The sequence below is a fragment of the Martelella sp. AMO21009 genome, from assembly GCF_053484295.1.
Genome location: NZ_JBAKFR010000013.1, coordinates 47941 through 61359 on the forward strand (window position 1 = coordinate 47941; position 13419 = coordinate 61359).

At 61.8% G+C, this 13419-nt stretch carries 9 protein-coding genes; 5 read left to right on the plus strand and 4 right to left on the minus strand.

Annotation, left to right across the window (positions count from 1 at the left end):
• Positions 1-95: 95 nt before the first annotated feature.
• The gene (gene metH, locus V6766_RS14990; protein WP_448467745.1) at positions 96-3866 is read right to left on the minus strand and encodes a methionine synthase; all 3771 of its coding nucleotides are present in this window, start codon (positions 3864-3866) and stop codon (positions 96-98) included.
• 262 nt (positions 3867-4128) lie between these two features.
• Here metH and V6766_RS14995 point away from each other — a divergent pair, with 262 nt between their 5' ends.
• From V6766_RS14995 to V6766_RS15005, 3 genes are all read left to right on the plus strand, one after another.
• Entirely contained in the window at positions 4129-5385 is a 1257-nt protein-coding gene (locus V6766_RS14995) for an AGE family epimerase/isomerase (protein ID WP_448467747.1), read from the plus strand.
• Between the two features lie 83 nt (positions 5386-5468).
• A complete protein-coding gene (gene argC / locus V6766_RS15000) occupies positions 5469-6395 on the plus strand; it encodes an N-acetyl-gamma-glutamyl-phosphate reductase (protein WP_448467749.1) in 927 nt (308 codons plus the stop codon).
• A gap of 385 nt (positions 6396-6780) precedes the next feature.
• Positions 6781-7614 carry a DODA-type extradiol aromatic ring-opening family dioxygenase gene (locus tag V6766_RS15005; protein WP_448467751.1) on the plus strand — a complete coding sequence of 278 codons (834 nt, stop codon included), beginning with the start codon at positions 6781-6783 and terminating at the stop codon, positions 7612-7614.
• 9 nt (positions 7615-7623) lie between these two features.
• Here the strand turns inward: V6766_RS15005 and V6766_RS15010 are convergent, their stop codons facing one another.
• Complete coding sequence (locus V6766_RS15010) at positions 7624-8712, minus strand: COX15/CtaA family protein (RefSeq protein ID WP_448467753.1); 1089 nt, start codon at positions 8710-8712, stop codon at positions 7624-7626.
• A 104-nt stretch (positions 8713-8816) separates the two neighbouring features.
• Here V6766_RS15010 and V6766_RS15015 point away from each other — a divergent pair, with 104 nt between their 5' ends.
• Both V6766_RS15015 and V6766_RS15020 read left to right on the plus strand, forming a co-directional pair.
• Positions 8817-9032 carry a DUF2842 domain-containing protein gene (locus V6766_RS15015; protein ID WP_448428358.1) on the plus strand — a complete coding sequence of 72 codons (216 nt, stop codon included), beginning with the start codon at positions 8817-8819 and terminating at the stop codon, positions 9030-9032.
• A gap of 94 nt (positions 9033-9126) precedes the next feature.
• Positions 9127-9417 (plus strand): helix-turn-helix domain-containing protein, encoded by a 291-nt coding sequence (locus tag V6766_RS15020; RefSeq protein WP_448467755.1) that lies wholly within the window; start codon positions 9127-9129, stop codon positions 9415-9417.
• A gap of 307 nt (positions 9418-9724) precedes the next feature.
• Here V6766_RS15020 and V6766_RS15025 read toward each other — a convergent pair whose 3' ends face one another.
• Together V6766_RS15025 and V6766_RS15030 are read right to left on the minus strand one after the other, a co-directional pair.
• The gene (locus V6766_RS15025) at positions 9725-10927 is read right to left on the minus strand and encodes an acetate/propionate family kinase (RefSeq protein WP_448467757.1); all 1203 of its coding nucleotides are present in this window, start codon (positions 10925-10927) and stop codon (positions 9725-9727) included.
• A 72-nt stretch (positions 10928-10999) separates the two neighbouring features.
• A complete protein-coding gene (locus tag V6766_RS15030) occupies positions 11000-13399 on the minus strand; it encodes a phosphoketolase family protein (RefSeq protein ID WP_448467760.1) in 2400 nt (799 codons plus the stop codon).
• Positions 13400-13419 lie beyond the last annotated feature (20 nt).

Sequence of the window (13419 nt, forward strand, 5' to 3'; positions counted from 1 at the left end):
ATGCTCGGATCAAGTTCGAGCATGACACAAGACGAAAGGTCGATGACACATGATGGTCAAAGCTTGGTGCTTTGTCAGCAGTCTGAACGCCGCCCTCAGGCGGCGTCATCCACCGGTTTCGCATCTGCCGGAATGTAGTTGAGGATCGGGGAGAGCCAGCGTTCGGTTTCCTCGACGCTCATGCCCTTGCGCTTCGCGTAGTCTTCCACCTGGTCGCGCTCGACCTTGGCGACGCCGAAATAATAGCTGTCGGGATGGCCAATATAGATGCCGGAAACCGAGGAGCCCGGCCACATCGCATAGCTTTCCGTCAGCTCCACGCCGGTGGCATTGGTCGCGTCGAGAAGGTTGAAAAGCGTCTTCTTCTCTGTGTGGTCCGGCTGGGCCGGGTAGCCCGGCGCCGGGCGGATGCCGCCATAGCCTTCGCCGATCAGCTCAGCGTTCGAAAGCGCCTCGTCCGGGGCATAGCCCCAGTATTCCCGGCGCACCTGCTCATGCATGCGTTCGGCGAAGGCCTCGGCAAAGCGGTCGGCGAGCGCCTTGACCATGATCGAGGAATAGTCGTCATTGGCGCGCTCGAAGCGCTCGGCAATCGCGATTTCCTCAAAGCCCGCCGTGACCACGAAGCCGCCGACATAGTCCTGCTTGCCGCTGTCTTCCGGGGCCACGAAATCGGACATCGCAACATTCGGCCGGTCGCCGCGCTTGGAAAGCTGCTGGCGGAGCGTGAAGAAGGTCGCCAGCTCTTCCTTGCGGCCTTCATCCTTGTAGAGCCGGATATCGTCGCCGATGGCATTGGCCGGCCAGAAGCCGATCACGGCGCGGGGCCGGAACCACTTCTCGTCGATGATCTTCTTCAGCATCGCCTGGGCATCGTCAAACAGTTGACGCGCGGTTTCGCCCTGCTTCTCGTCCTTGAGGATATCGGGATAACGCCCCTTCAGCTCCCAGGTCTGGAAGAACGGCGTCCAGTCGATATAGCGCGCCAGCGTTTCGAGGTCGTAATCCTCGAAGGTCTTCGTGCCCAGGAAGGACGGCCGCGTCGGCTCATAGGCGTTCCAGTCGATCTTCACCGCATTGGCGCGGGCGGCCGGCAGCGGCAGCCGGTTCTTGGCGGCCTCGGCCTTGCGATGGGCATCGGCGACCTTGGCGTATTCCGCGCGGATATTGTCGATATAGTTGTCGCGCATCTCCGGCGTCAGCAGCGATGAGACCACGCCGACGGCGCGGCTGGCATCGGTCACATAGATCGCCTGCCCCTTCTCATAGGCCGGGTGGATCTTCACCGCCGTATGCACACGGCTGGTGGTCGCCCCGCCGATCAGCAGCGGAATGTCAAAGCCCTGCCGCTCCATTTCGGCGGCGACATGCACCATTTCGTCGAGCGAGGGCGTGATCAGGCCGGAAAGCCCGATGATATCGGCCTTGTGCTCCCTGGCGGCAGCAAGAATCTTTTCCGACGGCACCATCACGCCGAGATCGATGATCTCGTAATTGTTGCAGGCGAGCACGACGCCGACGATGTTCTTGCCGATGTCGTGCACGTCGCCCTTGACGGTCGCCATGATCACCTTGCCGGCGGACTGGCCCTCCTCGCCGCCATTGAGGCGCTTTTCCTCTTCCATGTAAGGCAGCAGCACGGCCACGCCCTGCTTCATCACGCGGGCGGATTTCACCACCTGCGGCAGGAACATCTTGCCGGCGCCGAACAGGTCGCCAACGACATTCATGCCGGCCATCAGCGGCCCTTCGATCACGTGCAGCGGGCGCTCGGCGGCCTGCCGGGCTTCCTCGACATCGCCCTCGATATATTCGGTGATGCCGTTGACCAGCGCGTGCTCGAGCCGCTTCTCGACCGGCCATTCGCGCCAGGCGAGGTCCTGCTTGCGCTCCTCGGTCTTGCCCGTGCCACGGAAGCGTTCAGCAATCTCCAGCAGACGCTCGGTCGCATCCTTGCGGCGGTTCAGCACCACGTCCTCGCAGGCCTCGCGCAGTTCCGGGTCGATGGTCTCGTAGACGATCAGCTGGCCGGCATTGACGATGCCCATATCCATGCCCGCCTGGATGGCGTGGTAGAGGAACACGGCGTGCATCGCCTGCCGCACCGGCTCATTGCCGCGGAAGGAGAAGGACAGGTTCGACACGCCGCCGGAAATATGCGCGCCCGGCAGCGTTTCGCGGATGGTCTTGGTCGCCTGCAGAAAGTCGACGCCGTAATTGTCATGCTCCTCGATGCCGGTGGCAACGGCAAAGATATTCGGATCGAAAACAATATCTTCCGGCGGAAAACCAACCTTCTGCGTCAGGATATTGTAGGCCCGCGTGCAGATCTCGACCTTACGTTCATAGGTGTCCGCCTGGCCGGCTTCGTCGAAGGCCATCACCACGGTGGCCGCGCCATAGTCGCGGATGAGCTGCGCCTTTTCGATGAACTGCTCCTCGCCTTCCTTCAGCGAGATCGAGTTCACCAGCGACTTGCCCTGCGCGCATTTCAGCCCGGCCTCGATGATCTCCCATTTCGAGGAATCGATCATCAGCGGCACGCGGGCGATATCCGGTTCGGCGGCGATCAGGTTGAGATACTCGACCATCGCCTTTTGCGAGTCGATCAGGCCCTCATCCATGTTGATGTCGATGATCTGCGCGCCGGCTTCCACCTGATCGCGCGCAACGTCGAGGGCGGCTGCGTAATCGGCATTGGTGATCAGCTTGCGGAACTTGGCCGAGCCGGTGACATTGGTGCGCTCGCCGACATTGACGAATGGAATGTCCTTGGTCAGCGTGAACGGCTCGAGGCCCGAGAGCGACATCACGGCGCGATGCTCCGGCACTTCGCGCGGGGCAAATGCTGAAACCGTGTCGCGGATCTTCGCGATATGCTCCGGCGTAGAGCCACAACAGCCGCCGATGACGTTCACCAGCCCCTGCTCGGCAAACGGACGGATCAGCGCAGCCATCTCGTCGGGGTCCTGATCGTATTGGCCGAATTCGTTCGGCAGCCCGGCATTGGGATAGGCGCAGATGAAGGTGTCGGCGACGCCGGACAGTTCCTGAAGATGCGGCAGCATGGCATCCGCGCCCAACGCACAGTTGAGCCCGATGGTGAAAGCGTCGGCATGTGACAACGAGTTCCAGAACGCCGTCGGCGTCTGGCCGGAAAGCGTACGGCCGGAAAGGTCGGTGATCGTGCCGGAGATCATCAGCGGCAGTTCAATGCCCTTTTCGCGAAACGCCTGGCGCGCGGCGAACACGGCGGCCTTGGCGTTCAGCGTGTCGAAGATCGTCTCGATCAGAATCAGGTCGGAACCGCCATCGATCAACCCGTTGATCTGCTCGCGATAGGCATCGCGCAATTGATCAAAGGAAACAGCGCGATAGCCGGGATTGTTGACGTCCGGCGAGATCGAGGCCGTGCGGTTGGTGGGGCCGACGGCGCCGGCCACGAAGCGGCGGCGACCGTCTTCCTTTTCCGCCCGGATTGCGGCGCGTCGGGCCACCCGCGCGCCGTCCCGGTTCAGATCATAGACAATGTTTTCCATCTGGTAATCGGCCTGGGCGATCCGCGTGCCGGAAAACGTGTTGGTCTCGATTATGTCCGCGCCCGCCATGGCATAAGCGAAATGGATATCCTCGACCGCCTTCGGCTGCGACAGAATCAGCAGGTCGTTATTGCCCTTCTGGTGACAGGCGCAGCCGATGAAGCGGTCGCCGCGGAAATGGTCCTCGTCGAAACCGAGCCCCTGGATCTGCGTGCCCATGGCGCCGTCGAGAACCAGAATGCGCTCGCGCGCGGCCGTTTCCAGCGCGGCCCGGATTTCCTTGCCGTCGCGTTTGGGCGCTTCTTCCCCGAACAGGTCGTCAAACATCACTCATCTCCAGATTTCGAAGCTGCGAGATCACATAAAGATATCTTTATGTCAATATATAGCGGCTGAATTCGGACCTTTCAGCGCGCGCCGCAGCTGTCACCTATGTGTTTCATTGTTCGCGCATGATCAAGGACGATGCAAATCAGAATTGTGATGATGCCCTGAGCGCGATATACCTTAATCAATTGACCCACGCCGTATCTGACGGCGTTTCCGCATAGCATGGCCGGCTCCGGCCGCACAAATTGGAGGATTTGCCATGAAGCCGAAGATCAATACGCTGGTCGCCCCGCCGCGCTGGATCAAGCGGCCCTATCACCGCGAATGGCTGATGCAGCAGGCGAACAACCTTTTCGATTATTTCCAATATCGTTCGATCAACCCGAAGGGCGGCTTCTACGAGTTCGACAAGCACGGCAAGCCGACGGGCGGCGACAATCCGGTGCGCGGCATCCACACCACCACGCGCATGGTCCACTGCATGGCAATCGGTCATCTTCTCGGCCGGCCCGGCTGCGACGACCTGATGGACCACGGTATGAACTATCTGTGGGAGCATCATCGCGACAAGAAAAATGGCGGCTATTTCTGGCAGGTCGATGATAACGGCCCGTGCGGAGAACCGACCAAGCAGGCCTATGGCCATGCCTTCGTGCTACTTGCCGCTTCCTCTGCCAAATTCGCAGGTCATCCGCTGGCCGATGCGATGATCGCGGACGTGACCGAGGTGATCAATACCCGCTTCTGGGAGGAAAAGTACGGCGCGGTCGCCGAGGAATTCGAGACCGACTGGACGCCGGTGCCCGGCTATCGCGGCCAGAACTGCAACATGCACATGACCGAAGCGCTGATGGAAGCCTACGAGGTGACTGGCGAAGTCGAATACCTCACCAAGGCAAAGCGCATCGCCGAACTGATCATCAAGAAGCACGCGACCGCGAGCGAATATCGCGTGGCCGAGCATTTTACCGAAGACTGGAAGGTCGACTACAACTATTCAGGCAACGAGATGTTCCGCCCCTCCGGCACCACCCCCGGCCATTGGCTGGAATGGACCCGTCTTCTGCTTCAGCTCTACACGCTCACCGGCCGCTCCTACGAATGGATGCCGAAAGCCGCGCGCGAACTGTTCGTCTCCGCCTTCAAATACGGCTGGGATTTCGATAAGCGGGGCATGTTCTACACGCTTGACTGGAACAACCAGCCGCAGAACCGGGCGAAGCTGTGGTGGCCGCATGCCGAAGGCATCGGCGCCACCCACTTCCTCACCGCCCATTTCGGCGAGGACATGCATATGTATGCCTATCGCAAGCAGTGGAGCTTCATTGCCAACCACCTTTTCGACCACGAAAACGGCGGCTGGCATGAGGAGTTGTCGGAGGATTTGGTGCCGCAGTCCACGCTGTTTCCCGGCAAGAGCGACATCTATCACGCCCTTCAGGCCTGCCTGATCCCGCTCTACCCAGCCATCGGCAGCCTGCCGGAGATGATCTTCCGCGACGTCAAACAACCCTGACGACTTTGCCCGGACAGAATGATTGCGGGCCGGGCCGGCCCGCTCTATATAACGCTGCATAATTCCCATCGAAGGACGAGACCATGGCAGCGAAAATCTTCATCGACGGCGAACACGGAACCACCGGCCTGCAGATCCGCAGCCGCATGGAAAGCCGCCGCGATGTCGAAATGCTGTCGATCCCGCATGAGGAACGGCGTAACGCCGCCATGCGCGAGGACATGCTGAACAGCGCCGATATCGCGATCCTGTGCCTGCCGGACGAAGCCTCGCGGGAGGCCGTCGCCATGCTTTCCGGCAACAACAAGGTGCGCGTCATCGACACCTCCACCGCTTACCGCACCGATCCCGACTGGGCCTATGGCTTTGCCGAGATGGACAAGGCCCAGGCCGAGCGCATCCGCTCCGCCCGCCATGTGGCAAACCCCGGCTGCTACCCGACCGGCGCGATCGGCCTGATCCGGCCGCTGCGCGCTGCCGGCATTCTGCCCGACAGCTACCCGGTCACGATCAACGCGGTCTCAGGCTATACCGGCGGCGGCAAGAACATGATCGCCCAGATGGAGGACGCGAGCCGCGACGACCATATCGACGCGCCATATTTCCTTTATGGGCTCAACCTCAAACACAAGCACGTGCCGGAGATGACGACCCACGGTCTGCTGGCCCGCCCGCCGATCTTCTCGCCCTCCGTCGGCCGCTTCGCGCAGGGCATGCTGGTGCAGGTGCCGCTTTATCTGGAAGACCTCGAAGGCAGCCAGACGACGGAAAGCATTCACGCGACGCTTGTCGAATACTATGCCGGCCAGGACATCGTTCAGGTCGTGCCGCTTGAACAAAGCGCCGCCCTTCCCCGCGTCAACGCCGAGGAACTCGCCGACCAGGACATCATGAAGCTTTATGTCTTCGGCAGCAGCGATCACGTCAATCTGGTGGCCCAGCTCGACAATCTCGGCAAGGGCGCCTCGGGTGCTGCGGTGCAGAACATGGATCTGATGCTCTCGGCGTGAGGTTGGGGAGCTGCTTTGGCTTGATAGCGGGCAGGCGCGTTCCGCCTAACGACGTCCACCGAGCTCTCAACCTACAATCTCCCCCCTTGAGGGGGAGATGCCCCGACAGGGGCAGAGAGGGGTGAACCCTCTCGGCAAATTCGGAGCTTGCGGCTTTTAGGGCTTGCGCCCTTTACCCCTCTCTGTCGCTTTCGCGACATCTCCCCCTCAAGGGGGAGATTATGGCGGCCAGGCCCTCCGTAGAAAAACAACGTCCTCCAAGGGCTGAATCGTCGTCACCAATCTCCCCCCCCATATCGTGAACGCTCCGTCGACCGGTTGAGCCATCGCCGCCGGGTCTCCGCCTCGCTATATTGCATTCAAGCAACCAACGAGGTTTCCGATCATGTCAGATCAATCACGTCTTCCCGTCCTGTTCGTTCCCCATGGGGGTGGTCCGTGGCCGTTCATGCATGGCCCGGAAGGCCAGCTTCCCGATGACGACCCGTGGAAGGAACTCGAGATTTTCCTGAAAGGCGTCGACGCCTCACTCGGCCGGCGTCCTAAAGCCGTGCTGCTCGTTTCCGCGCACTGGGAAAAGGTCGACAAGCTGACCGTCTCGACGGCTTCCAATCCGCCGATGCTGTTCGATTATTACGGCTTTCCGCCGCATACCTATCAGCTCGACTATCCTGCCCCCGGCGCGCCGTTCATCGCCGAGCACGTCCGCGATGTGCTGCGCGAGGCCGGCATCGAGACGGTGGCGGATTCCGAGCGCGGCTTCGACCACGGCGTGTTCATCCCGTTCATGATGATCTATCCGCATGCCGACGTGCCTATCATCATGATGTCGCTCGATCCGGATCTTTCGGCAGAAACCCATTTCCGGATCGGGCAGGCGCTGGAAGGGCTGCGCGACGAGGATATTCTGATCGTCGGATCGGGTCTCTCCTATCACAATATGCGGATGTTCTTCCGCCGGGATGCCGGCCATGAACAGGCCGCTGCCCGTTTTGATGCGTGGCTGACAGAGGCCGTGGCGATCGAGAACCCGGTGGCGCGGGCGCAAAAGCTGGCGGAGTGGAAAGACAATCCCGACGCGCTCGCCGCCCACGTGCCCGACCACGACCATCTGGTCCCGGTGTTCGCCGCAGCGGGCGCCGCGGGCCCGGATGCCGGCAAACGCATCTTTCAGGGCAACTTCCTCGGCAAGCCCTATTCGGCCTACCGCTTCGGCTGACGAACCGCTCTAAGCCAGTTCGAAGCGTGGCGCGCTATAGCCCCGCAGATGGGCGGTGACGATGATCAGCACGATGATCGCCATCGCCTGATGCGTAAGCGCGATCGGCAGCGGCATCATCGTCACCAGCGTGATGATGCCGATGACGGCCTGGATCACCACGGCAGCCAGCAGGATCAGCGCGCCGCGGGCATGCTGGGAGAGTTCCAGATCAAGCCCGCGCGCCACGGCGCTGCGCCATTCGATGACGAAATGCGCGAGCGCCAGCAGCAGCAGGATATAGCCGCCGCAGCGATGGGCGAACTGCACCGTCTTCGGGTTTTCGAAGAAATTGATCCAGGCCGGCTCATGCAACAGCAGACCGCCCGGCACCACCGCGCCGTCCATCAACGGCCATGTGTTGTAGGAAAGACCGGCGTCGAGACCCGCCACCAGCGCGCCGAGATAGAGCTGCACGAAGGTCGCGACCAGCAGGATCACCGCAAGCCAGTGCGCGCCGCCGACATGCTCATGCTTGCGCGGGGTCAACCCCCGGCCGATATAGACGCATGAGGCGATGATCAGACAGGCCATGATCAGGTGGACCGCGAGCCGGTACTGGCTGACATCGGTGCGCTCCGACAGGCCGGACGACACCATCCACCAGCCGATGAAACCTTGCAGACCGCCAAGCGCCAGAACGCCGACCAGCGGCAGCCCCAGCCCCTTGGGCAGACGGCCGGTGATCCAGAACAGGAACAGCGGCACGGCGAAGATCAACCCCACTGTGCGGGCCAGCAGCCGGTGCGCCCATTCCCACCAGAACAGGTTCTGGAACTCGGCGAGCGACATGCCCTTGTTCACGAGCTGGTATTCCGGGATGCGCTTGTAGAGCTCGAACTCTTCCTGCCACTGAGCCAGATTGAGCGGCGGAATCACGCCGTGCAGCGGCTTCCACTCCGTGATCGAAAGGCCGGAATGGGTGAGCCGCGTGGCCCCGCCCACGATCACCAGACAGAACAGCACCAGCACCACGAAATACAGCCACCCCCGCACCATGGCGGCGTTGAACCGGAGTTCGTCCTCGCTCCACGTGATGTTTCTTCCAAACGCCATCATTCCTGCTCCGCTCGCTTTGCCATTTGCGCCGTTCTGGCTTACGGACTTCACACCTGCCGCTCAACGGCATAATCTCGAACACCCATAAGGAGGGTATCGCAGCCGTGCCAGTCAGATTGCGCAAATTCATCGGGACGATCGCAATCGTCACCCTCGTCATCGTCTATGCACTGACTGCCACCATGCTGGCAACCGTCGTGCTCGACGGCCGCTCCGCCGGCGCCGCCCTGATCTATTTCATCCTCACCGGACTTCTGTGGATCATCCCGGCAATGTTCATCATCAAATGGATGGCGGGCCCGCCGGCAAACCGCAAATGAACGCCGCGATAATTATTGCGGATTGCGCGGAACCGCCGAAGATTTGGCACATTGGACATGGTAAGAGACTATCTGAACATCACGGAAGGCTTCGATGACGACACCCCACCAAATCCGCGCCGCCCGCGCGCTCCTCGGCCTCTCGCACGACCAGGCCGCCGCCATGACCGGCATTGACCGCGACCTTTTGTTGCAGGCGGAGGACGACGCGGCCGAGCGCGATCTCGCCATCGCCGACAAACTGGAAAAGGCCTTCGAGACACAAGGCGTGGTCTTCATCGAGGATGGCGAAGGCGGCTTCGGCCCCGGCGTCCGGCTGAAACAGCAGATCGGCCCATGCACCGGCATCCGGCCGGAAAATCTGAACTCGGCCAACGACGGCTGAGAGCGCACAGGCAACAGGGTTCAAGCCCTGTCGCCAAGTAGCCTCCAGCGGGCGGCTTCTGACGTCATAAAGAGGAAGGCGTCCGCCAGCGCCCTCGGTGTGTCGACAAGCCACTCCCCACGCTCCGCGTCATCCTTGGGCTTGACCCGAGGATCCAGGAAATACGACGGGCGCCAGCAAAATTTCCTTATAGACCAATGCCTTAAGCCGCCTGGATGCTCGCATCAAGTCCGAGCATGACCCGTGTGGGTCCGCTGGAGCAGGCAAACAGCTGCGTGCCTCCGGCTATGTCGACGCGCAGCGGCAATCACGCAGCCGCGTCGCCGTGCTCCCCTTCCCCGATCACCTTCGCGGTCTGCTTGGCCAGAACCACTTCCTCATCGGTGGGAATGATCCACACCTCGATCCGGCTTTCAGGCGCGGAGATGATGGCCGCGTTCTTCTCGTTGGCCTCCTCATCGAGCGTCACCCCGATCCAGGCCAGCCGGTCGCAGATCATTTTGCGCATGACCGCGGAATTCTCGCCGATGCCGGCGGTGAACACCAGCGCGTCCATGCCCTCCATGCTCGCCGCCATCGAGGCTATTTCGCGGGTGGCGGAAAACACGTAGAGCGCGATCGCCTGGGCGGCGTGCGGATCATCGCTTGCAAGCAGGTCGCGCAGGTCCGGCGAGATGCCGGAGACGCCCAGCAGGCCGGAATCGTAATAGAGCATGTGTTTCAGATCGGCCGGCGAAAGCCCCTCCGTCTCGATCAGCGCCAGCACAAGGCCGGGGTCCACCGTGCCGGAGCGCGTGCCCATCATCAGCCCGCCAAGCGGGGTCATGCCCATCGTGGTGTCGACGGCCTTGCCGTTGCGCATGGCGCACAGGCTGGAGCCGTTACCGAGATGCGCCACCACGCTGCGCTTGCGCGCCAGGTAATCGGAAATCTGGTGAATACGCTCCGCGATATAGGTGTAGGACAGCCCGTGAAAGCCGAAGCGGCGATAGCCCTTGTCGCCATAGCGGCGGGGGATCGGATAGCGCGCGGCGCGCTCGTCGATATTGACGTGAAAGGCGGTGTCGAAACAGGCGACCTGCGGCAGGTCGGGCCGGATCTTGCGGAACAGCTTGACCGAGGCGAGATTGGCCGGCTGGTGCAGCGGCCCCATCGGAATCAGCGTTTCCAGATAGTCGAGCACGGCATCGTCCAGCAGCACCGGCGCCGAGAATCGCTCGCCGCCATGCAGCACGCGATGGCCGACGGCGCGCAGCGGGTTGTTGACGGTATAGGGTGAAATGATCTCGAAGATGCGCGACAGCATGTCCTCGCGCATATTGTCTTCGAGCTCAAGATCGAGATCGGCGATCTCCTTGCCGCTCGCCTCCTTGACCGTCAGATGCGGGGTGGCGTTGAGCCCGTCGAACTGGCCGCGCAGGATCAGCGAAAACTGCTCGCCATGCACCTCGTAAAGACGGAATTTCAGGCTGGAGGAACCGGCGTTCAGCGCCAGGATGCTGCCGTTCATAATGACTTTCCATAATGTGCCGCACACCGCCGCCTGTTGCGGCGGCGGCATGCGTGTTGTCTGGTCCCCGGATCAGCCCCTGGGATAGGGCCATTTCCAGTCGGCGATCTCCGGCATGTCCTCGCCGTGCTCACGTACATAATCGTGATGCCTGGCGCGCATGTCGTTCAGGTAGTTGATCGCCGCAGCACCCCGCTCGCCGAACCCGCCGGCCCGCTCGATCGCATCGATGGCCAGATGGTAGCGGTCGAGGCGGTTGAGGACAACCATGTCGAACGGCGTCGTCGTGGTCCCCTCTTCCACATAACCGCGCACATGGATGTTGTTGTGGTTGTGGCGGCGATAGGCCAGGCGATGAATCAGCCACGGGTAGCCGTGATAGGCGAAGATCACCGGCTTGTTCTCGGTGAAGATCGCGTCGAAATCGGCATCGCGCAACCCGTGCGGATGCTCTTCCTTCGGCTGCAGCGCCATCAGGTCGACGACGTTGACCACTTTCACCTTCATTTCCGGCAGCTTCTGGCGCAGAAGGTCGACGGCGGCCATCATTTCCAGGGTCGGCACGTCGCCGGCCGCGGCCATCACCACATCGGGCTCCTCGCCTTCCGGCACATTGCTGGCCCAGCGCCATTCGCCAAGACCGGCCTCGCAATGCACGATCGCTTCCTCGATCGACAGCCATTGCGGGCTCGGCTGCTTGCCCGCGACAACCACATTGACGCGGTTATAGGTGCGCAGGATGTGGTCGCCGACCCACAGCAGCGTGTTGGCATCCGGCGGGAAATAGGTCCGCACCACATCCGCCTTCTTGTTGACGACGTGGTCGACGAAGCCCGGATCCTGATGGCTGAAGCCGTTATGGTCCTGACGCCAGACATGCGAGGTCAGGAGATAGTTCAGCGACGAGATCGGCTTGCGCCATTCCATCGTCCGCGTGGTCTTCAGCCATTTGGCGTGCTGGTTGAACATCGAATCGATGATGTGAATGAAGGCTTCGTAGCACGAGAACAGGCCGTGACGCCCGGTCAGCAGATAGCCTTCCAGCCAGCCCTGGCACAGATGCTCGCTCAGCACTTCCATGACCCGGCCATCGCGGGCAATGCCCTCGTCATATTCGAGGATATCGGCCATCCAGACGCGATCGGTCGTGGTGAACACGTCCTGAAGCCGGTTCGAGGCGGTCTCGTCCGGGCCCATCAGGCGGAAATTGCGCTCGTCCTTGTTGAGCTTCATCACCTCCGCAAGCAGCATGCCGAGATGCTTGGTGGCCGAGGCCATCACCTCGCCGGGCTGTTTCACATCAATGGCGAGCGCCCGGAAGTCGGGCATGTTCAGCTCCTTGCGCAGGAGGCCGCCATTGGTATGCGGGTTGGCGCTCATCCGGCGATCGCCGGCGGGCGCGAGCGCCTTCAGTTCCGGCACGAGGCGGCCGTTTTCGTCAAACAGCGTCTCCGGCGCATAACCGCGCATCCATTCTTCCAGCTCGGCGCGGTGCTCGCCGTTCTTGCGCGCTTCGGCGATCGGCACCTGGTGGGCGCGCCAGAAATTCTCGACCTTCTTGTTGTCGACGAATTTCGGCCCGGTCCAGCCCTTGGGGCTGCGCAGAATGATCATCGGCCAGCGCGGCATCTCGTAGACCGTGCCGTCGGCCCGCGCCGTCTCCTGTATTTCGCGGATGCGGGCGTAGCAATCCTCCATCACCTCGGCCATGCGCTGATGCATGTATTCCGGGTAGTCGCCCTCGACATAGAAAGGCTCGTAGCCATAGCCGGTGAAGAGATCGGTCAGGTCCGATTTCTTCATACGCGCGAGCACGGTGGGATTGGCAATCTTGTAGCCGTTCAGGTGCAGGATCGGCAGCACCGCGCCGTCAACGATCGGGTTCAGGAACTTGTTCGAGTGCCACGAGGCCGCGAGCGGACCGGTCTCGGCCTCGCCATCGCCGACGACGCAGGCGACGATCAGATCGGGATTGTCATAGGCCGCGCCATAGGCATGGACCAGCGCATAGCCGAGCTCGCCGCCCTCGTGGATCGAACCGGGCGTTTCCGGCGCAACATGGCTCGGAATGCCGCCGGGGAAGGAGAACTGCTTGAACAGCTTCTGCATCCCCTCTTCGTCCTCAGTGATCTCCGGATAGACCTCGGTATAGGTGCCATCAAGATAGGCGTTGGCGACAAGGCCGGGCCCGCCATGACCGGGGCCGCAGATATAGATCACATCCGCATCATGCTCCTTGATGATGCGGTTGAGGTGCACATAGATGAAGTTGAGGCCGGGCGTCGTGCCCCAGTGACCAAGCAGGCGCGGCTTGACATGTTCAGGCTCAAGCGGCGCTTTCAAGAGGGGATTGTCCATCAGATAGATCTGGCCGACCGACAGGTAGTTGGCCGCCTGCCAGTATCTGTTCATCAGATCGAGCTCGTCCTGCCCGAGAATATTCCGAGTGGCATCAGGCGTAATCTGTTCCATGTCGATTTCCCCTTTCAAGT